This window comes from Rhodobium orientis, assembly GCF_003258835.1.
GTDB lineage: Bacteria > Pseudomonadota > Alphaproteobacteria > Rhizobiales > Rhodobiaceae > Rhodobium > Rhodobium orientis.
This window is the reverse complement of record NZ_NPEV01000021.1, coordinates 37,691-58,113: the sequence shown is the minus strand read 5'-3', so window position 1 is coordinate 58,113 and position 20,423 is coordinate 37,691. Positions and strand designations below refer to the sequence as shown.

Annotated in this window: 20 protein-coding genes; 9 read left to right on the top strand and 11 right to left on the bottom strand. The window is 67.5% G+C overall.

Annotation, left to right across the window (positions count from 1 at the left end; translation table 11 throughout):
- Positions 1-92 precede the first annotated feature (92 nt).
- Both CH339_RS11355 and rsmI read right to left on the bottom strand, forming a co-directional pair.
- Entirely contained in the window at positions 93-473 is a 381-nt protein-coding gene (locus CH339_RS11355) for a YraN family protein (RefSeq protein WP_111434467.1), read from the bottom strand.
- A complete protein-coding gene (rsmI, locus tag CH339_RS11350) occupies positions 470-1,393 on the bottom strand; it encodes a 16S rRNA (cytidine(1402)-2'-O)-methyltransferase (protein ID WP_111434466.1) in 924 nt (307 codons plus the stop codon). Before rsmI ends, CH339_RS11355 begins: the two co-directional genes overlap by 4 nt.
- 354 nt (positions 1,394-1,747) lie before the next feature.
- Here rsmI and CH339_RS11345 point away from each other — a divergent pair, with 354 nt between their 5' ends.
- The 9 genes from CH339_RS11345 (at position 1,748) to CH339_RS11305 (ending at position 11,102) form a co-directional block, all read left to right on the top strand.
- Entirely contained in the window at positions 1,748-2,923 is a 1,176-nt protein-coding gene (locus CH339_RS11345) for a penicillin-binding protein activator (protein WP_111434465.1), read from the top strand.
- Positions 2,924-2,989: 66 nt separating this feature from the next.
- Positions 2,990-4,210, top strand: coding sequence for a bifunctional phosphopantothenoylcysteine decarboxylase/phosphopantothenate--cysteine ligase CoaBC (gene coaBC, locus CH339_RS11340; protein WP_111434464.1), 1,221 nt, complete (start codon positions 2,990-2,992; stop codon positions 4,208-4,210).
- On the top strand, positions 4,207-4,662 hold the full coding sequence (gene dut, locus CH339_RS11335) for a dUTP diphosphatase (RefSeq protein ID WP_111434463.1): 456 nt from the start codon (positions 4,207-4,209) through the stop codon (positions 4,660-4,662). Before coaBC ends, dut begins: the two co-directional genes overlap by 4 nt.
- A 229-nt stretch (positions 4,663-4,891) precedes the next feature.
- A complete protein-coding gene (gene cysK / locus CH339_RS11330) occupies positions 4,892-5,884 on the top strand; it encodes a cysteine synthase A (RefSeq protein ID WP_111434462.1) in 993 nt (330 codons plus the stop codon).
- Positions 5,885-6,074: 190 nt separating this feature from the next.
- Positions 6,075-7,226: a YbfB/YjiJ family MFS transporter gene (locus CH339_RS11325; protein WP_201240946.1), complete on the top strand. Its 1,152-nt coding sequence runs from the start codon at positions 6,075-6,077 to the stop codon at positions 7,224-7,226.
- A 91-nt stretch (positions 7,227-7,317) separates the two neighbouring features.
- Positions 7,318-7,878 (top strand): helix-turn-helix domain-containing protein, encoded by a 561-nt coding sequence (locus tag CH339_RS11320; RefSeq protein ID WP_111434461.1) that lies wholly within the window; start codon positions 7,318-7,320, stop codon positions 7,876-7,878.
- 92 nt (positions 7,879-7,970) lie between these two features.
- Positions 7,971-9,173, top strand: a complete 1,203-nt coding sequence (locus tag CH339_RS11315) for a glycine C-acetyltransferase (RefSeq protein WP_111434486.1) — start codon at positions 7,971-7,973, stop codon at positions 9,171-9,173.
- 177 nt (positions 9,174-9,350) lie between these two features.
- Positions 9,351-10,379 (top strand): L-threonine 3-dehydrogenase, encoded by a 1,029-nt coding sequence (gene tdh / locus CH339_RS11310; protein ID WP_111434460.1) that lies wholly within the window; start codon positions 9,351-9,353, stop codon positions 10,377-10,379.
- Positions 10,380-10,406: 27 nt separating this feature from the next.
- Positions 10,407-11,102: an NnrU family protein gene (locus tag CH339_RS11305; RefSeq protein WP_111434459.1), complete on the top strand. Its 696-nt coding sequence runs from the start codon at positions 10,407-10,409 to the stop codon at positions 11,100-11,102.
- A 67-nt stretch (positions 11,103-11,169) separates the two neighbouring features.
- Here the strand turns inward: CH339_RS11305 and CH339_RS11300 are convergent, their stop codons facing one another.
- The 9 genes from CH339_RS11300 to CH339_RS24670 all read right to left on the bottom strand — a co-directional run bounded on the left by CH339_RS11300 (position 11,170) and on the right by CH339_RS24670 (position 20,288).
- Positions 11,170-11,814: a NapC/NirT family cytochrome c gene (locus CH339_RS11300; RefSeq protein WP_111434458.1), complete on the bottom strand. Its 645-nt coding sequence runs from the start codon at positions 11,812-11,814 to the stop codon at positions 11,170-11,172.
- Positions 11,815-11,943: 129 nt separating this feature from the next.
- A complete protein-coding gene (locus tag CH339_RS11295) occupies positions 11,944-12,378 on the bottom strand; it encodes a nitrate reductase cytochrome c-type subunit (protein ID WP_111434485.1) in 435 nt (144 codons plus the stop codon).
- A 22-nt stretch (positions 12,379-12,400) separates the two neighbouring features.
- Complete coding sequence (gene napH, locus CH339_RS11290) at positions 12,401-13,351, bottom strand: quinol dehydrogenase ferredoxin subunit NapH (protein WP_111434457.1); 951 nt, start codon at positions 13,349-13,351, stop codon at positions 12,401-12,403.
- A complete protein-coding gene (gene napG, locus CH339_RS11285) occupies positions 13,351-14,247 on the bottom strand; it encodes a ferredoxin-type protein NapG (RefSeq protein ID WP_111434456.1) in 897 nt (298 codons plus the stop codon). Before napG ends, napH begins: the two co-directional genes overlap by 1 nt.
- A 92-nt stretch (positions 14,248-14,339) precedes the next feature.
- Entirely contained in the window at positions 14,340-16,859 is a 2,520-nt protein-coding gene (gene napA, locus CH339_RS11280; RefSeq protein ID WP_111434455.1) for a nitrate reductase catalytic subunit NapA, read from the bottom strand.
- A gap of 32 nt (positions 16,860-16,891) precedes the next feature.
- Positions 16,892-17,119, bottom strand: a complete 228-nt coding sequence (locus CH339_RS11275) for a chaperone NapD (protein WP_111434454.1) — start codon at positions 17,117-17,119, stop codon at positions 16,892-16,894.
- Positions 17,116-17,619, bottom strand: a complete 504-nt coding sequence (napF, locus tag CH339_RS11270; protein ID WP_111434453.1) for a ferredoxin-type protein NapF — start codon at positions 17,617-17,619, stop codon at positions 17,116-17,118. The genes CH339_RS11275 and napF overlap by 4 nt, the downstream gene beginning before the upstream one ends.
- Positions 17,620-17,915: 296 nt before the next feature.
- On the bottom strand, positions 17,916-18,968 hold the full coding sequence (locus CH339_RS11265) for a Fe(3+) ABC transporter substrate-binding protein (protein ID WP_111434452.1): 1,053 nt from the start codon (positions 18,966-18,968) through the stop codon (positions 17,916-17,918).
- A 405-nt stretch (positions 18,969-19,373) separates the two neighbouring features.
- Positions 19,374-20,288 carry a Spy/CpxP family protein refolding chaperone gene (locus CH339_RS24670; RefSeq protein ID WP_170138494.1) on the bottom strand — a complete coding sequence of 305 codons (915 nt, stop codon included), beginning with the start codon at positions 20,286-20,288 and terminating at the stop codon, positions 19,374-19,376.
- Positions 20,289-20,423: the final 135 nt, after the last annotated feature.

The following is a 20,423-nucleotide window of genomic DNA, read 5'->3' as shown; positions in this document are numbered from 1 at the left end:
CGGGAAGCTCCTGGGGAGGGCAGTCGGTCGTTCGTTGATATGTGCGCTTGCGGCCCGTTTGTCCATGGCCGCATGCCTGCCCTGTCGCCCCGTCAGGCACCCTCAAAGGCGTTGACGAGGTGAACCGGCAGGCGGCCCGGCACGATCAGCACCACGTCGAAGCGATAGGTCGCTGCCGGGTCGTCCGGCTGGCGGGCGATCCAGGCATTGGCGGCGGCGGCGATGCGCGCGCGGGTGCGGGCATCGACCGCCTCGATGGCGGCCTCGGCGGTGCTGCGCGCCTTGACCTCGACGAAGGCGACGGTGTCGCCGCGCCTGGCGACGAGGTCGATCTCGCCACGGCCGGAGCGGAAGCGGCGGGCAAGGATGCGGTAGCCCTTGACGCGCAGGAACATGGCGGCGATGGCCTCGGCCGAGAGCCCGCGGCGGAAGGCGGCGCGGCGCTTGCCAGTGTCTTTTGCTTCCGACGTCACGAGGCTCCCTCGCCGCCGGTCGCCGCGGCCTTCAGTTCCACGGCGCGCTTGTAGAGCATGCGGCGGTCGCGGCCGGTGGCCTTGGCGACCTCGCCGGCCGCGGCCGAGGCACCGCTGCGCGACAGCGCCTCGGCAAGGGCGGCATCGATGTCGATCTCCGTCTCGGCGATCTCGCCCGGCGGGGCGACGACGATGACGATCTCGCCCTTCACCGATTCGCCGGCGTAGCCTTCGGCGAGGTCGCCGAGGGTCCCCCGCCGCACGGTCTCGAATTTCTTGGTCAGTTCGCGGGCGACGGCGGCAGGCCGGTCGGCGCCGAGCACCTCGGCGAGGTCTTTGAGCCCTGCCGCGAGGCGATTCGGCGATTCGTAAAAGACGAGGCTTGCCGGAATGCCCGCCAGCGCCTCGATGCGGCGCTGGCGCGGGCCGCCCTTGTTGGGAAGGAAGCCGGCAAAGAGCACCGTGTCGGTGGCGAGCCCCGCCGCAACCGTCGCGGCAAGGAGCGCCGAGGCGCCGGGGATCGGCACCACCCGGTGGCCGGCATCGAGGCTTTCGGCCACCAGCTTCAGGCCGGGATCGGAAATCAGCGGCGTGCCGGCGTCGGAAATGAGCGCGACGGCGGCGCCGTCGGCCAGCATCTGCAGCAGCTTCGGGCGCTGCTTTTCCGCGTTGTGGTCGTGATAGGCAAGGAGCCGCGTGTCGATGGCGTAGTGGTTGGTGAGGACGCGCGAGACGCGCGTGTCCTCGCAGGCGATGACATCGGCGCCGGTCAGCGTCTGCAGGGCGCGCAGCGTGATGTCGCCGAGATTGCCGATGGGCGTTGAGACCACATAGAGCCCCGGCTCCAGGCGCGGCGCGGCCACCGATGCGCCGAAGACGGCAAAGGTGCGTCGTGCGTCCTTCGTGGTCGGGGAAGCCATCGTTTTCCGTTTCCTTTCCGGCAAGGCTATAAATTGTCTTAATTATTCGAACTTATGCTAAGGACAGGGCCAATGCCCATAGGGTTTCATCGGGGCTCGAAAGGCGCGCGGGGACCGCGACCTTTGGCGTCCCGGACGCCCGCTTCGGCGGGCAAGACGAGACCGGTCTTTTCGAAGGCAAACTTCAGAAAAACCGGCCTCAGCGAAGAATTTAGGACCGGCCAATGTCCTTTGACATGGTCAGACAAGGCGTTCAGTATGCCGGATGGGGTCGGAACAATTTCCAGATTGCATCCTCATGCGGCAGGGGAGGCTAGTGTGTATCGAGTAAACCGTCTTTTTGCCTCACTTTCCATGCGCAATCTCAAGCGTGGCGCCGTCGTTGCGGCCGTGCTCGCCGTTGCCGCATGTGGCGGTGGCGGCGGCTTTTCCGGCTGGGGCAGCGGCCCGTCGCGCTCGTCGGGCCCGGTCGCGCCGAGCGGCGAGACCATCGGCTCCGGCTCCGTGCGGGTCGGCCTGTTGCTGCCGAACTCGGCCGGCGGCGACGCCAGTTCCGTGGCGCGGCTGTTCCGCAATTCCGCGGAGCTTGCGATCAACGACTTCCAGGGCGGCGACATCCAGCTCCTGGTCAAGGACACCAACGGCTCGTCCGAAGGCGGCAAGGCGGCCGCCCAGGCAGCGATTGCCGAAGGCGCCGAGCTGATCATCGGCCCGGTGTTCGCCCCCGCCGTCGGCGGCGCTGCCGCCGCAGCGCGCTCCTCGGGCGTTCCGGTCGTTGCCTTTTCCAGCAATTCCAGCGTTGCCGCACGCGGCGTCTATCTCCTCTCCTTCCTGCCGCAGAACGATGTGCGCCGGATTGTTTCCTTTGCCGCCAAGCGCGGCAAGAAGTCGTTCGCCGCGATCGTGCCGAGCAACGCCTACGGCCAGGTGGTCGAGGCCTCGTTCCGGCAATATGCCGGCGAGTTCGGCGTACGCGTCCTCGGCATCGAGCGCTATGACGGCACGGAGGCCGACATCCGCGCCAAGGCCGAGGCGATCGCGACCCTCGGCCCCCAGATCGACGCCGTGTTCATTCCGGACGGCGGCGGCGCGGCGCGGATCATCGCCGGCGTGCTCGCCCAGAAGGGCGTGACCAGCCAGACCGTCCAGATGCTCGGCACCAGCCAGTGGGACAATCCGGCGATCCTCGCCGATTCGTCGCTGCGCGGCGGCTGGTTCCCCGGCACCGACAAGGCCGGCTACCAGAAATTCGCGAGCCGCTACCAGGCGGCCTATGGCGTCAGCCCGCCGCGGACCGGAACGCTCGCCTATGACGCGACGATCCTTGCCGCAGGCCTTGTCCGCAGCGCCGGCGCGCGCCGGTTCTCCGAGGACATCCTGACCAATCCGGACGGCTTCCTCGGCATCGACGGCGTGTTCCGCTTCCGGCGCGACGGCACGAACGAGCGCGGCCTCGCGGTCTATGAGGTCGCCAGCGGCCAGGCCCGGATCGTCGACCCGGCGCCGAAGTCGTTCTCCGCCGGCTACTAGGGCCGTCCTTCCCACGACAGGAGCGCCCGGACCTTTTTTCCGGGCGCGGCCGAGCGGATATCTCCCATGCTGCAATCCCGGCGCATCCTCCTCATCGTCAGCGGCGGCGTCGCCGCCTACAAATGCCTCGACCTGGTGCGCCGGCTACGCGAACGCGGCGCTTCGGTGCGGGTCGTCATGACGGCGGCGGCGACGCAGTTCGTCACGCCGATGAGCTTTGGCGCGATCAGCGGCGACCGGGTCTTCACCGATCTCTTCGACAGGGACGACGAGCACGACATCGGCCATATCCGGCTGTCGCGGGAGGCCGACCTCATCGTCGTCGCGCCGGCGACGGCCGATCTTTTGGCGAAGATGGCGAACGGGCTCGCCAATGACCTCGCCTCCACCGTGCTCCTTGCCACGGACACGCCGGTTCTCATTGCCCCGGCCATGAACCCGAAGATGTGGGCCCATCCGGCGACAGAGCGCAACGTCGCGACGCTTCGCGGCGACGGCATTTCCTTTATCGGCCCCGCCGCCGGCGAGATGGCCGAGACCGGCGAGGCCGGCACGGGGCGCATGGCCGAGCCGATGGAGATCGTGGCCGCCATCGAGGCCCATTTCGGGGGCGCCGCCAAGCCGCTGTCGGGTCGCAAGATGGTCGTCACGTCCGGGCCGACCGTGGAGCCGATCGACCCCGTCCGGTTCCTCGCCAACCGCTCCTCCGGCAAGCAGGGCCATGCGATTGCCGCGGCCGCCGCCGCTGCCGGCGCCGACGTCACCCTTGTTTCGGGACCGGTTTCGCTTGCCGATCCGGCCGGCGTCAACACCGTTCACGTGGAGACCGCGCGGCAGATGCTTGAGGCGGTGGAAGCCGCCCTTCCCGCCGACGTCGCGGTCATGGCGGCAGCCGTCGCCGACTGGCGCCCGGCCACGGAGGTCACCGCGAAAATGAAGAAGACGCCGGGCAGCGGGCCGCCGGCGCTGACCCTCGTCGAAAACCCGGACATCCTCGCCACCATCGGCCGCCACGCCTCGCTGAGGCCCCGCCTCGTTGTCGGATTCGCGGCGGAGACGAACGATCTGATTGCGAACGCCACAGGCAAGCTGACCCGCAAGGGCGCCGACTGGATCGTCGCCAATGACGTGTCGCCTTCAACCGGCGTCATGGGGGGCGATGCCAACACGGTCCGCATCGTCCGCCAGAACGGCGTCGAAGACTGGCCGACGCTTTCCAAGGAAGACGTCGCCGCCCGGCTCGTCGCCGGGATCGCCGAGGCGCTTTCCAAGGCCGACGCTTCATGACCGCCCGCGTTGCCGTCAAGCAGCTCCCGCACGGCGCCGGCCTGCCGTTGCCCGCGTACCAGACCATCGATGCGGCCGGGCTCGACCTCCTTGCCGCCGTTGCCGACGATGCGCCGGTGACGCTCGCCCCCGGCGCCCGTGCGCTCGTCCCTACCGGCATTGCCATCGCCCTCCCGTCAGGCACGGAGGCGCAGGTACGGCCGCGCTCCGGCCTTGCCCTGAAGCACGGCGTCACCGTGCTCAATTCCCCCGGCACCATCGATGCGGACTATCGCGGCGAGATCGGCGTCATTCTCATCAATCACGGCGAAGAACCCTTCACCATCCGGCGCGGCGAGCGCATCGCCCAGATGGTGCTGGCACCGGTGCTGCAGGCGGACTTCGAGCCGGCCCTTGATCTGGAAGCTACAGTGCGCGGCGCCGGCGGCTTCGGCTCTACGGGCCGCGACTGATATTTTGCGCCGCAACAGGGTTTTTCGGCACCGCAGCGCAAGACCATTCTATTCAGGACAAAAATTTCAGAACAGATTGCCCCAATTGACCGTATACAGTCCGCGCGTCGCCCTCGCTCCTTGCGCAACCTTTCGCTAAAATTCCCGCCAACACACCGGCGTGCCGGCCGCCCTTTGGCGCGGCGCCGCCGGACTTCTTCCAGCTCGCATTTTTCAGAAAGGTCAGACCATGAGCAATGCCGCTGCCCTTGAGACCGAAGACGCCCCCGCCGCCGGTCGCGGCCGAATCTATTCGTCCATCATCGAGACCATCGGCGACACCCCGCTGGTCCGCCTCGACCGGCTGGCCAAGGCCGCCGGCGTCAAGGCCAACCTCTTGGCCAAGCTTGAGTTCTTCAACCCGATCGCCAGCGTCAAGGACCGCATCGGCGCGGCGATGATCGACGCCATGGAAGCCGACGGCAAGATCACGCCGGGCAAGACGACGCTGGTCGAGCCGACCTCCGGCAATACCGGCATCGCACTCGCCTTCGTCGCGGCCGCGCGCGGCTACCGGCTGATCCTCGTCATGCCGGAGACGATGTCGGTCGAGCGGCGCAAGATGCTGCGGCTGCTCGGTGCCGAACTGATCCTCACCGAAGGCCCCAAGGGCATGAAGGGCGCCGTCGCCAAGGCCGAGGAACTGGTCAAGGAAATCCCCGACGCGGTCATCCCGCAGCAGTTCGAGAACCCGGCCAACCCGGCGATCCACCGGGCGACCACGGCGGAGGAGATCTGGACCGACACGGGCGGCGACATCGACGCCTTCGTCTCCGGCATCGGCACCGGCGGCACCATCACCGGCGTCGGCCAGGTGCTGAAGCAGCGCAAGCCCGACGTGCGCATCGTTGCCGTGGAACCGGCCGACAGCCCGATCCTCAGCGGCGGCAATCCCGGCCCGCACAAGATCCAGGGCATCGGCGCCGGCTTCGTGCCGGGCGTGCTCGACACCTCGGTCTATGACGAGGTCGTCACCGTCTCCAACGACGATGCGTTCCATTTCGCCCGCCAGTCGGCAGCGGTGGAGGGCATTCCTGTCGGCATCTCGTCGGGCGCTGCGATCGCCGCTGCCATCCGCGTCGGCTCGCGGCCGGAAATGGCGGGCAAGAACATCGTCCTCATCATTCCGTCCTTCGCCGAGCGTTATCTTTCCACGGCCCTTTTCGACGGGCTGGAAGAATAGTCTTTTATAGGGCGTTCAGACGCCACGCAGGCTTTGCGGCGCACGAGCGCCGACGCGCTCTTGCGCTTGCCAATTCCCGGTGCGTTTCACGCTCCGAGAATTGGGATGGAGAACACTGGAAAGTGTCCCCAGATGCTGCCGGCGGTTGAATCCGCTTGATCGACCGCCGGCAACACGCCAATGCTTCGGAGTGACCGAGGATCGTAACCATCCCCTGAGGCTCGCCATCGGCGGGCTCATCGCGCTGGCGGCCGCAATGGGCGTCGGCCGCTTCGTCTATACGCCGATCCTGCCGGTGATGGTCTCCGCCCTCGGGCTCTCCAAGAGCGCGGCGGGCCTCATCGCCTCGTCCAACTATGCCGGCTATCTGCTCGGCGCGCTCATCGCCGTAACCCCCGTCATCAAGGGCTCGCGGCGCGGCTGGTTCCTCGGTGCGCTGGCGCTCAGCGCGGCGACGACCGGCCTGATGGCCGTCTCCGAATCCCTCGCCGCCTTCCTCGTCCTGCGCTTTATCGGCGGCGTCGCCAGCGCCTTCGTGCTGGTCTATTCCTCCGCGCTGGTGCTGGACCGCCTCGCCCGCGCCGGCCGCGCCGGGCTTGCCGCCGTCCACTTCGCCGGCGTCGGCCTCGGCATCGCCGGCTCCGCCGCGCTGATGGCCGTCATGGTGGCGAAGGGCGCCGACTGGCGGGCGCTGTGGTGGGCGAGCGCTGCCGTCACGGTCGTCGCACTCGCCGCCGTCGCCGTCCTCATCCCCGCGCAGCGCGCCGTGCCGTCCGCCCCGGTGAAGCGCGACGGCGGCCGCAACCCCGGGCTTGCCATCCTCATTGCCGCCTACGGGCTCTACGGCTTCGGCTATGTCATCACCGCGACCTTCATCGTTGCCATCGTTCGCGCCGCCCCCGACATCGCGCCGCTGGAGCCGGCGATCTGGCTCGTCGTCGGCCTTGCCGCCGCCCCCTCCATCGCGATCTGGAGCATGGTGGCGAGGCGGATCGGCGACCTTGCCGCCTTTGCCGCCGCCTGCCTGATCGAGGCGCTGGCCGTCATCGTCAGCGTCACGGTGCTCACCCCGCCGGCCATCCTCCTTGCCGCCATCCTCTTCGGCGGCACTTTCATGGGCATCGTCGCGCTCGGCATTTCCGCCGGCAGACGGCTCTCCAGCGGCGATGCGGAACGCATGCTCGCCCTGATGACCGCCGCCTTCGGCCTCGGCCAGATCGTCGGGCCGGCCTTTGCCGGCGTTCTCTTCGATGCCACCGGCAGCTTCCTCATTCCGTCCGCCGCCGCGTCCGCCGCCCTCGTGGTCGCCGGGGCGATGGCCTACGCCATCAAGAAGCTCTGACCCCTTCGCCCGAGCCGGGTGGCAATTGCACGATGGGCGGGCCGCGTGATAGAAATCCGATATATTGGATTTTCTCGGATACAAACGCCCCATGTCGACACCGGAGATCGGCCCCGTCCTGCAGCGCCGGCGCAAGGCCGAGGGCCTGACGCTGGGGCAGCTTGCGGAGCGGTCGAGCGTTTCCAAATCGATGCTATCGCAGATCGAGCGCGGCCAGGCCAACCCGACCTTCGCCGTCCTGTGGAGCCTGACCCGGGCGCTCGGCATCGAACTGGCCGACCTCGTCGACGGCGCGGTGCCGGCCAGTGCGGGCGGCACGATCGAGATCGTCTCGCCGCATGCGATCCCGGAAATGCGCAGCCCGGACGGGCAGTGCCGGCTGCGCATCTTCAGCCCGCCACAGATGGCGGGGATGACCGAATGGTACGAGCTGACCGTCGAGCCCGGCGGCGTCCTCGACAGCAGCGCCCATGCCCATGGCGCAACCGAGCATTTGACGGTCTATGACGGCGTCCTCACAGTAACGAGCGGCGGCGCCAGCGAGCGGGCCCATGCCGGCGATACGGCGCGCTATCCGGCCGACACCGCGCACAGCATCGCCAACCTGGGCGAGGCGGAGGCACGGGCGCTTTTGGTCGTCGCCTATCGCTGACGGCGTGCTGCCGACCGGATCAAGGCAGGCATTCGCCGCTTGACGCGGTCCGGAATAATAGATTATCCATTATATTGAACATGGAGATCGATATGCTGGACGATTTTGCCGCCCACCTCACCCGGACCCTTCAGGAGATCGAAGAGGCCGGGCTCTACAAGCGCGAGCGGCTGATCGCCGGGACCCAGGGCGGCCGCATCGAGCTCGCGTCGGATGGGGACACGCGCGAGGTCATCAATCTCTGCGCCAACAACTATCTCGGGCTCGCCAACCATCCGGAAATCGTTGCGGCGGCGAAGCAGGCGCTCGACGAGTTCGGCTTCGGCATGGCCTCGGTGCGCTTCATCTGCGGCACCCAGACCCTGCACCGCCAGCTCGAGGAACGCATCGCCCGCTATCTCGGCAAGGAGGACGCGATCCTCTTTGCCGCCTGTTTCGACGCCAATGGCGGGGTATTCGAGCCGCTGCTTTCCGAGGCCGATGCGATCGTCTCCGATTCCCTCAACCATGCCTCGATCATCGACGGTGTGCGGCTGTCGAAGGCCAAGCGCTACCGGTTCCCGAACGGCGACATGGACGCGCTGGAGGACCAGTTGAAGGCCGCCGATGCGGACGGGGCGCGGTTCAAGCTCATCGCCACGGACGGCGTCTTTTCCATGGACGGCGCGGTCGCCAACCTGCCCGCTATCTGCGACCTCGCCGAACGCTACGGCGCCCTCGTCCTGGTCGACGACTGCCATGCGACGGGGCATCTCGGCGACAAGGGCCGCGGCACGCCGGCGCTGACCGGTGCGGGAACCCGGGTCGACATCATCACCGGGACCTTCGGCAAGACGCTCGGCGGCGCCATGGGCGGCTTCGTTGCCGCCGACAAGCCCGTCATCGACCTTTTGCGCCAGCGGGCGCGGCCCTATCTCTTTTCCAACAGCCTGGCGCCTGCGGTCACCGCCGGATCGCTCAAGGCCATCGACATCGCGGAGACCGCCGACGACCGGCGCGCGACGCTCGCCCGGCACACGAAGCGGTTCCGCAAAGGTCTTACGGAGGCCGGCTTCGACCTTCTGCCGGGAGAAACGCCGATCATCCCGGTGATGCTGGGCGATGCGGCGCTTTCCCAGAAGATGGCGGCGGCGCTCGACGAACGCGGCATCTACGTCACCGGCTTCTTCTATCCCGTGGTGCCGAAGGGCAAGGCCCGCATCCGCTCCCAGATGTCGGCCGCGCTGACCGACGCCGACATCGACACCGCACTCGAGGCCTTCGTCGCGGTCGGCAACGACCTCGGCATCCTGTAGAAATATGAGAATGATGACCGCGCCTTCGTCATCGCGAGGAGCCGCAGGCGACGCGGCGATCCAGGGGCCACCAGCTCGGAGCGTGCGGTCCTGGACTGCCGCGCTCGCTTCGCTCGCTCGCTATGACGACGGCAGGTGTCGAATGATCGGCAACGGCCCCAGAACACCGGAGATCCCATGAAAGCGCTTGTCAAATCGAAGGCGGAACCCGGCCTCTGGCTCTCCGACGAACCGAAGCCGGAGATCGGCCCGGACGACGTCCTCATCCGGATCCGCAAGACCGGCATCTGCGGCACGGACATCCATATCTTCAACTGGGACGACTGGGCGGCGGGAACCATCCCGGTGCCGATGATCGTCGGCCACGAATATGCCGGTGAGGTGGTCGAGGTCGGCAAGGACGTCACCAACGTCGCCGTCGGCCAGCGCGTCTCGGGCGAGGGCCATGTGGTCGGCAAGACGAGCCGGGCGGCGCGCGCGGGTCGCTTCCACCTCGACCCGGAGACCAAGGGCATCGGCGTCAATATCCCCGGCGCCTTTGCCGAATATCTGAAGGTGCCGGCCTTCAACGTGGTCGCGCTGCCCGACGACGTCGACGACGAGCTCGGCGCCATCCTCGACCCGCTCGGCAATGCGGTCCACACCGCCCTCACCTTCGACCTCGTCGGCGAGGACGTGCTCGTCACCGGCGCCGGGCCGATCGGCATCATGGCCGCGGCCGTTGCCCGCCATGTCGGCGCCCGGCACGTGGTCATCACCGACATCAACCAGGCCCGGCTCGATCTCGCCGCCAAGGTCGCCGATGTGCGGCCCGTCAACGTCGCGAAGGAAACCGTGCGGGACGTCATGGGACGTCTCGGGATGCGCGAGGGCTTCGATGTCGGGCTGGAGATGAGCGGCGCGCCGGCCGCCTTCGACGACATGCTGGAGCACCTCATCGTCGGCGGGCGGATCGCCATGCTCGGCCTGTCCGCCGAGCCCTATCCCGTCGACTGGTCGCGCTTCGTCCTCAAGCAGCTCACCGTCAAGGGCATCTACGGAAGGGAAATGTTCGAGACCTGGCACAAGATGCTGGCGATGCTGCAGAGTGGCCTAGACATCCGGCCGGTGATCACGCACCGGTTCCCCATCGACCGGTTCGAGGAGGGCTTCCAGGCGATGCGCTCGGGCCAAAGCGGCAAGGTGGTGCTGGACTGGACGGCGTAAGGGCGAGGGCACGGTGAGGCTGTACAGATGATCCCGTTCCTCGCCGCACTCCTTGTCTTTTTCCTCTTCCATGCCGTCCCGGCGCAGCCGGCCGTGCGCCGGCGGTTGGTGGCGATGCTGGGGCGGAAGACCTACCTTGCCGCCTATTCGGTGCTCTCGACGCTGCTGCTTGCCTGGCTGATCGTTGCCGCCTGGGCCGCGCCCTATGTGCCGCTGTGGGCGCCCGAGCCGTGGCAGGCCGGGCTTGCCGTCGCGCTTGTCCCCATCGGCCTGTTCCTTGCCGTCGCCGGTGCGGTCTCCGCCAATCCGTTTTCGGTGACACTCACCGCCGCGCCTTTCAGTCCCGAACGGCCGGGCGTCGTCGCCCTCACCCGCCATCCGGTGCTCTGGGGCCTCTTCTTTTGGGGGTTCGCGCACACCATCGCCAATGGCGATGCGGTCGGGCTCATCCTCTTCGGCACCCTCACCGTCTTTGCGGGCACGGGGACCCTCGTCGCCGACCGGCGGGCGCAGCGGCGGCTCGGCTTTGAGGAATGGTCGGCGCTCGCCCGGGGCACCTCCAACCTGCCGCTCGCCGCGCTTCTCGCCGGCACGACCCACTGGACTGCCGACCGGGCGCAGGCCCTTGGCCTCCTCGTCTCCGTCGCGACCAGCCTTTACCTGCTCGTTGCCGGCGGCCACGTCGCCCTTTTCGGCGTCGACCCGCTGATCTGGTGGCGCTGAGCCCTACGGGCCACGCCCCCGGCCGCACGCAACTCCGCGCACCGGGTCTCCCGATCCGGCCGAAGCCTTAGTCGTCTTTCTTGGTCGGCCCGATCTCCGCTGCGATCTTCTCATAGGCTTCGTTGGCGCCGTCCGGGAGTTGGTGGGCGATGCCGCGGTGGCAGTCGATGCAGGTCTTGCCCTCGTCGAAGCCTTCCTCGTGGCGGTCGGCGCTGCGCGACTCCTGGGCTCCGAAATCCATCGACACATCGTCGTGGCAGTTGCGGCATTCGCGGGAGTTCGTCTCCTTCATGGTGCGCCAGACATGGCTCGCCAGCTCCAGCCGCTTGGCCTGAAACTTCTCGCGGGTGTCGATGGAGCCGATGACCTTGTGATAGAGCTCGTTGGAGGCCTGCACCTTGCGCACCATCTTGTGGATCCAGTCCTTCGGCACATGGCAGTCGGTGCACACGGCACGGACGCCGGAGCTGTTGTAGTAGTGGACCGTTTCCGTGTATTCCTCATACACGTTATCGCGCATTTCGTGGCACGAGATGCAGAACGTCTCGGTGTTGGTCAGTTCGACCGCCCAGTTGAAGCCGCCCCACAGGACGACGCCGGCGGCGATGCCGAGGATGAGAATGGCGCCGAAGCCCCAGCTCCGGCTCGGCCGCCAGAAGCGGCGCCACATGCGCCCGAAAACCCCGGGCTCCCGGGTGTCCCGCTCGTTCATTTTCCGACTTCCCTTTTTCTCGCGCCGGGGCCCGCGGCTGCTGCGCCGGGCCGGCGCATGTGTCTTTGGCCGTGCTTCCGCCCGTAGCGGCCCGGCAGACCGAGGCGACGCCGATCGCCGCCGTTCGGCTCAATTGCCGCCGAAGGTGTTCTCCACCAGCGGCTTCACGTCGGCCTGGGGCACGTGGCACTGGCTGCAGAAATGGCGCCGCTGGTTCATGGTCTCCAGCACCTTGCCGTCGGCGTCGACGAAGTGGCTGTCGCCGATCCGCGGCGCCTTCTCCTTCTTGAAGGTTTCCGGGCCGTGGCAGTTGAGGCAGGTGTTTTCGCGGATCGTGATGCGGTCGTTGTCGATGTTGTGAGGGATGGTCGGCGGCTGCAGGTCCCACGCCCGGTCGAAACCGCCGCTCGCCGTCATTGCCCGCTTGCGGTCGAACGCGTCCGATTCGGCGGTCAGGGCCTTGTCGCCGCGCAGCGACACGACGTCGGTGGCGCGCGCGGCGGGAGCCGCGGCCACGATGCCCAGGGCCAGTGCCGCCAGGGTGGTTTTTGACAAGAGTTTCATCGCATCCTCCATGCGTTCGATCTCATGCGATCTTTCGGTCGTCCTGAACGTTCGAAGCGAAGCCCGGGGCGCTGTTGCGGGGATGGTCCGCCGGCAGCGGCCGCGGGGTGACGAGGGCCCGGCCCCGCAGGCCGAAGGCGTAGACATCGTTGGGGCAGATATCGATGCAGCGGCCGCAATTGGTGCAGGCACCGGACAGGATCACCGGGCTGCCGCCGGCCGCCGCGCTCTTGACCGCGGGCGGGATCACCTGCGGTTCGGGGCAGACCTCGTAGCACTCCATGCAGTCGTCGCAGTTGTCGCGCCCGTCGGCGCGCACGCGAACGAGGCTGGCGCTTCCCAGAAGCCCATAGAAGGCGCCCATCGGGCAAAGATGGCCGCACCAGCCGTGGCGGGCGACGAACAGGTCGAAGAGGAAGATGGCCGCGATCACGGCCCAGCCGATGCCGATGCCGAAGATCAGGCCGCGGTGGAGCATCGACACCGGATTGACGAGTTCGAAGGCGAGCGTTCCGGTCGCCGCGGAGACGACGAGGGTGAGGCCGAGCATCCACCAGCGCGCGGAGGGCTTCAGGCGGGCGCTCTGGCGGATGTCGAGGCGGCGGCGCAGCCAGTGGGCGCCGTCGGTGACGATGTTGACCGGGCAGACCCAGGAGCAATAGGCGCGGCCGCCGACCAGCACGTAGAAGACGGCGACGATGGCGGCGCCGAGGAGCGCGGTCGAGGCGAGGCCGACGAAACCGGCGGCGAGCATCTGCAGCACCAGCAGCGGATCGGTCAGCGGCACGGTGTCCAGCACCGTGCTTGCGGCGAGGTTGCCCTTCAACAGCCAGAGGCCGGCCCAGGGGCCGATAAGGAAGAGAACCAGGATGCCGACCTGCGTGGCGCGCCGCAGCAGCAGCCATTTGTGAGCGCCGAACCAGCCCTTGACGGCGATGGCGTCCTTGCCGAGGTCCTTCAGCGGGGTAACCATCACTTCGCTCCCCCTATGCCGCGGTTCAGGGTGTCGAGCGGATTGGACGAGAACGGCGTGTCGCCGGCGCCGGGCGCCGGCGCGGCCGGCTCGTCGACGACGAGGCCGCGGCCGGAATGCTCGTAGTGGACGCCGTCCGGCAGGTTGTAGCGGTGCTCCTGATCCGGCGTGACGAGGGGCCGGCCGGCCTCCCCCTGCTGCTCCCAGCCGAGGCGGTAGTGGTGGCCGAGGGCGCCCCTGGCGAGGGCGATCGGCAAGACCTTGATCGCCGCCGCCTCAAGGATGCAGGCCTTTTCGCACAGGCCGCAGCCGGTGCAGTCCCCGGAATAGACCACGGGCACGAACAGGGCGTGCTTGCCGGAGCGCTTGTTGGCCCGGTACTCCAGCTTGATCGCCTTGCCGCGGACCGGACAGGTGTTGAAGCAGATCTCACAGCGAAGGCCCTGGAAAGCGATGCAGGACTCGTGGTCGACGACGACGGCAAGGCCCATGCGCGCCTTCGCGATGTCCTTCAGCCCGGTGTCGAGGGCGCCGGTCGGACAGTTGACGATGCAGGGGATGTCCTCGCACATCTCGCAGGGGCCGGTGCGGGCGGTGAAATAGGGCGTGCCGGTCGCCACCTCCTCGCCGAGGGTGGCAAGCTTCAGGATGTCGTAGGGACAGTCGCGCACGCAGATGCCGCAACGCACGCAGGCGGCAAGGAAATCGTTTTCCGGCAGGGCGCCCGGCGGGCGCAGCGCCGTCGGCGGCAGCGCCCTGGATTTTTCCGCGTAGAGCCCGACGGCAAGGCCGAACAGGCCGACCCCGCAGGCGGTCCTGGCCATATCGGCGAGGAACTTGCGGCGGCTCTTCAGCCAGTTTGCCGACGTCCCTGAGGTTTCCTTGTCCGTGGACATGGTGCTCGCCCGTTACGCGTTCTGGTTCTTCGCTGTCGAAAGGGCCGCCCGCGCGAAGACAGCGGGAGACGCGGGCGGCCGCTCCCGGCGTGTCAGGCCTTTTCGACCTTGCAGGCACACTTCTTGTAATCCGTCTCCTTGGAGAGCGGATCGGTGGCGTCCAATGTCAGCTTGTTGACCAGCCGGCTGGCGTCGAACCACGGCACGAACACCAGGCCCTCCGGCGGCCGGTTGCGGCCGCGGGTCTCGACCCGGGTCACCAGTTCGCCGCGGCGCGTCGAGACCGTGACCTTGGAGCCGTCGCGCAGGCGCCGTTTGCGGGCGTCCTTCGGGTTCATGTAGACGACCGCGTCCGGCACCGCCCGGTAGAGCTCGGGCACGCGCCGGGTCATGGAACCGGAGTGCCAGTGCTCCAGCACCCGGCCGGTGCACAGCCACAGGTCGAACTCGTCGTCGGGGCTTTCCGCCGGCGGCTCGTAGGGTGCGAAGATGACGTTGGCGCGCCCGTCCGCATTGCCGTAGAACCTGACGACCGTCTCGTCGCCCTCGACATGCGGGTCGTAGCCGCCGCGGAACCGCCACAGCGTTTCCTTGCCGTTGATGACCGGCCAGCGCAGGCCGCGGTTCTTGTGGTAGGCGTCGAACTCCGCCATCTCGTGGCCTTTCTTCGGGATATCGGCGGCGGAGTTGAACAGCCGGTATTCCTCGAACAGGCCCTTCTGGACGTAGTAGCCGAAGTACTCCGACTCGTCGTTGGCGTATTCGTTGCCGCGGTCGTCGACGATCTTGCCCTCATAGGGGAACTTGTCGACCTGGCCGTTGGCGAACAGCACGTCATAGAGCGTCTTGCCGCGGTATTCCGGCATCTTGGCGATCAGCTCTTCCGGCCAGACCTCCTCGACCGTGAAGTATTTGGCGAACTCCATGGTCTGCCAGGCATCGGAGCGGGACTCGCCCGGTGCCTTGACCTGCTGGCGCCAGAACTGGGTGCGCCGCTCGGCATTGCCGTAGGCGCCTTCCTTCTCGGCCCACATGGCGGTCGGCAGGATCAGGTCGGCGGCCATCGCCGAGACCGTCGGATAAGGGTCGGAGACGGTGACGAAGTTGTCCGGGTTGCGCCATCCCGGATAGCTTTCGTCGTTCATGTTGGCGGCGGCCTGCATGTTGTTGTTGCATTGCTGCCAGTAGCAGTTCAGCTCGCCGTCCTTCATCTTGCGGTGCATCAGCACGGCGTGGAAGCCGACCTCCGGATTGATCGTGCCTTCGGGCAGCTTCCAGGTCTTTTCGGCAAAGGCCCGATGGGCGTCCTTGCCGACGACCAGGTCGGCCGGCAGGCGGTGGGCGAAGGTGCCGACCTCGCGGGCGGTGCCGCAGGCCGAGGGCTGGCCGGTGAGCGAGAACGGACCGTTGCCGGGCTCGGAGATTTTGCCCATCAACAGGTGGATGTTGTAGACGTTGCCGTTGACCCAGACGCCGCGGGAGTGCTGGTTGAAGCCCATCGTCCAGTAGGACGAGACCTTCTTTTTCGGATCGGCATAGGCCCTGGCGAGCTTTTCGAGTTGGTCCTTGGGCACGCCGGAGAGTTCGGCGGTGTAGTCGAGCGTATAGGGCTCGACCAGCCTGGCGAATTCCTCGAAACCGACCTTCTCGAATTTGCCCTTGCCGGGATTGGCCGCCTTCTGCTCCAGCGGATGCTCGGGCCTGAGACCGTAGCCGATGTCGGTTGCGGTCTTGTTGAAGTTGACGTGGTTTTCCACGAAGTCCTTGTTGTAGGCCTCGTTCTGGATGATGTAGTTGGCGATGTAGTTGGTGATGGCGAGATCCGTTTGCGGCACGAAGACGATGCCGTTGTCGGCGAGCTCGAAGCAGCGGTTCTCGAAGGTCGAGAGCACATGGACCTCGCAGCCCGGCTTGGTCAGCCGGGTGTTGGTGAGGCGCGACCACAGGATCGGGTGCATCTCGGCCATGTTGGCGCCCCACAACACGAAAGCGTCGGCGTGCTCCAGGTCGTCGTAGCAGCCCATCGGCTCGTCGATGCCGAAGGCGCGCATGAAGGCGCCGACGGCCGAGGCCATGCAATGGCGGGCGTTGGGGTCGAGGTTGTTGGACCGGAAGCCGCCCTTGATCAGCTTGGAGGCGGCATAGCCCTCCCACAGGGTCCACTGGCCGGAGCCGAACATGCCGACGGAGGTCGGCCCCTTGGCCTTCAGGGCCGCCTTCCACTTGTCGGCCATGACGGTGAAGGCCTCGTCCCAGCTTACCTCCTCAAAGTCGCCGTCCTTGGCGAAGGCGCCGTTCTTCTTGCGCAGCAACGGCTTCGTCAGGCGGTCCTGGCCGTACATGATCTTGGTCAGGAAGTAGCCCTTGATGCAGTTGAGGCCGCGGTTCACCGGAGCGTCGGGATCGCCCTGGGTCGCGACCACGCGACCGTCCTTGACGCCGACCAGGACCGAGCAGCCGGTGCCGCAGAAGCGGCAGGCGGTCTTGTCCCAGCGGATGCCGGTATCGTCCTCGGCGGCCAGGACTGGCGCGGCCGGCACGGCGACACCCGCCGTCGCCGCGGCGGCGGCCACGGCGTTTGCCTTGATGAAGTCACGGCGAGAGAGCGACATCGGTCATTCCTCCTTGACTGAATCCGTCGTGCTTATTCGTGGTACTCGTAGACCAGGGCCGTATTGATCACGCCGGGCACGGCGCTCAGCCCCATGATCGTTTCGCTGCATTGCCGGCGGTCGGCATGGTCGACCGTGACCACCAGCTTGCCGCCGGGATCGGTGGCATGGATTTCGATGCCGGCAAGGCCGGCAAGCTTGAGCGCCACGGCGTCGGTGTTTTCCGGTTTGGCGTAGACGACCAGGCTGCAGATGGTCATGCTGCTGCTTCCTCGTTGGCGGGCGCGGCGACGTCGATCGCCCCCTTCGGACAGGGGGCGATGCAGGCGCCGCAGCCGGTGCAAAGTTCGGGATCGATGAGGATTTCGGAACGCCCGCCCAGCGCCGGGCGGAAGCGGATGGCGCGCGGCTCGCACCAGGCTTCGCAGGCGCGGCAGGCGATGCCGGAACGCTCCAGGCAGGCATCGCCGACGCTGGCGCGAAGGCGCCACGGCGCGCCCGCGGGGTCGCCGAGCGCGCCCTCAGTGCAGGCCTCGGCGCAGGCGCCGCAGAAGGTGCAGGCGCCGCGGGCAAAGTCGAGAACGGGATAGTTGCCGCGGCCGGCGCCGAGGATGCCTTGCGGGCAGGCCCTGATGCAGCGCCCGCAGCCGGTACAGCATTCGACGAAGGCGTCTTCCTGCAGCGCGAAGGGCGGACGCAGGACGGCGTCGGTGCCGCCGATCCGGTTAAAAAGCTCGCGTCGTGAGAATGTCCTGGGCATCACGGCACCAAGTTGATGGCGCGATGCTTCTCCCGCGGGGTCTTATTCTCCTTGACGAAAGTCAAGCGTGCGCGCCAGCGTCGCAAAACCGGGCCGTGTGGCGACGCGCGCTCAACACGACGCGGTTTTCATATTCCAGATCGGCGAACCGTAAGAAGGACGGGTCGGGCGGACCGGCGGGCCGACGCAATTCGCCGGCCTCCTCGTCGATCTGACGACGCTGGACCGGGACCAAACAAAAAGGCCGGCGATGTCGCGCCGGCCTTTCCGTTCATTTGGCAGATCGGTCTTTTGGCTCAGGAGCCCGGGCCGTCGTCGAAGGCGACCTCGTCGACCAGTTCGGAGGCGCGCTTGCGGTATTTCGCGACCTCGATCAGCGGCAGGTCGTCGGCCTTGAAGTCGCCCCAGGATTTGACGAGGTCGGAGGGCTCGACCTCCGGATTGACCGGGTATTCGTAGTTGACGCCGGCATAGATGTGCTGAGCCTCGTCGGAGGCGAGGAATTCCATCAGCCTGACGGCGTTCTCCCGGTTCGGCGCATTCTTGGCCATGACCATGCCGGACATGTTGACGTGGGTGCCGCGGCCTTCGGTGTTGGGGAAGAGGATGTGCACGGAGGCGGCCCAGTCCTTCTGCTCCGGCTCCTTCTCGTTGGTCATCATCTGGCCCATGTAATAGGTGTTGCCGAGCGAGATGTCGCACAGGCCGCCGAAGATGTTCTTGACCTGTGCGCGGTCGTTGCCGGCCGGCTTGACCGCCAGATTGTTCTTCACCTTCTTCAGCCAGTCCCGCGTCGCCTCCTCGCCATTATGGGCGATCAGCGAGGCGACGAGGCCGATGGTGTAGTCGTGCTGGCCGGAGCGGGTGCAGATGCGGCCCTTCCATTTCGGATCGGCCAGTTCCTCATAAGTGATAGCATCCTGCGGCACACGCTCGCGCGAGGCATAGACGACGCGGGCGCGGGTCGTCAGGCCGAACCAGTGGCCCTCCGGATCGCGGTATTTGGCCGGGATGCTGTCGTGCAGCACGTCGCTTTCGACGCTCTGGGTGATGCCCATCTGCTTGGTGGCATCGAGCCGGCCGATATCGGTGGAGAGCAACAGGTCGGCCGGCGAGTTGCGGCCCTCGATGCGGATCCGCTCCTCAAGCCCCTTCTTGGCGAAGATGACGTTGACCTGGATGCCGGTCTCGTTCGTGAAGGCATCGAGCAGCGGCTTGATCAGATAGGGCTGGCGGTAGGAATAGACGTTGACGGAGCCGTCGGCGGCGGCCGGCGCGGCGACGCCGAGGGCGAGGGTCGCGGCGAGGATGCCGCAAAGCGCGCCGGTCCGGCAAATTCGTTTCAACATACGTCGTTCTCCCTGAAGTCGTGCCCGGACAGTGCGCGGCAGGCCGCGGTCCTTGCCGCCTCGTGCCGCGCTGCGACCGACATCCCCTCGGCGGTCGCTTCATCCGGCAGATCTTTTCCGTCTGCCATAAAGGGCGTTTCGGTGCCACCCCGTTCGGCCTCTGGATATTGCAATTGCAACTGATTTGCAATCGCGAAAAGTTCCGAAGCCAGCGTGGCAGGCCGTGCGGCAGAAAAAACGCGCCCCGCGACTGGCGCGGGACGCGTCTTTTAAAGGGGCCTGTCGGGGAACGGCCCCTTTTCAGGAACATGGGGGCTGCAGACAGGTGGCGATGGCAGCCCGCGGTTCCCTTCCTGGCGCTACGACCGGCAATCGTGTCCGGCCGCAGCTTGCGCGCAGACGATTCTAGAGCTTCGTGCTGTCGGGTTCGCCGCTTTCGGTCGCGCCGTCGTCCGACGGGTTTTCCTCAGGCGCCTCATCCATCATGCCGCTACCGTCGTCGTCACCGGGATCATCGGCGCTGTCGTCGGTGTCCCAGGGGTTCTGGCCCATCTGCGGCGGGCCACCCCAGCCGGGACCGCCCCATCCGGGGCCGGGACCATAACCGGGACCCGGACCATAGCCGGGACCCGGGCCGTAACCGGGGCCATCCCAGCCGCCGCCGGGGCCGAGTCCGCCCCAACCGGGGCCTCCCCAACCGGGACCGCGCCCATAACCAGGACCGGGGCCATAACCGGGACCGGGGCCGTAGCCGGGACCCGGGCCGAAACCGGGGCCGCCGCCATAGCCCGGACCGCCCCAGCCGCGCATGCCGCGTTGGCCGCGCCAGCCACGGCGGCCGCCACGCCAGCCGCGGCGCATGTTGTAGAGCGCCTGTTTCTGGTCGTCCGAAAGGCTGGCAAAGAGCTTTTCGAGTGCCGGGCGAATTTCCTTGATCGCGGCGAGCCGGGCCTCAAGGCGCTTTTCGACCTGGGCGAGCCGCTCCGGCGGGGTCGCGCTCGGGCCGGGCCAGCTCTTGCAGGCCTCCTGCACCTTGGCACGGGCCTTGTCCATCGCCGAGCGCAGATCCGCGATCAGCGGCTTCTGCTCTTCGGTCGGATCGATCGCCGCCTCGGCGCGATCGAGCATGAAGCCCATGCGCGGGCTGGCCGTGCTGCGACAGGTCATGGCCATCATCGGGCCGCCCATCATCATGCCGCGTCCGCCCCCCGGACCGCCGCGCGGGCCATAGGGGCCGCCGAAGGCGTGGGCGCCGACGGCGCTTGCTCCGAGCGCAGCGGCAACGAGGCCGGCGGTCAGAAGCTGGGTTCTCCGTCTCATGACGTTTCCCTTCCTGTGAATACTTTTTCGTCGTGCAAAGCGTGACATTTGAAGCGTGCGCTCCCGCCCTGGCAGTTGTCAATTTGGCCCCACATTAAGTTTTTGTAATGGCACGGTAATCTTGCGTTCATTCAG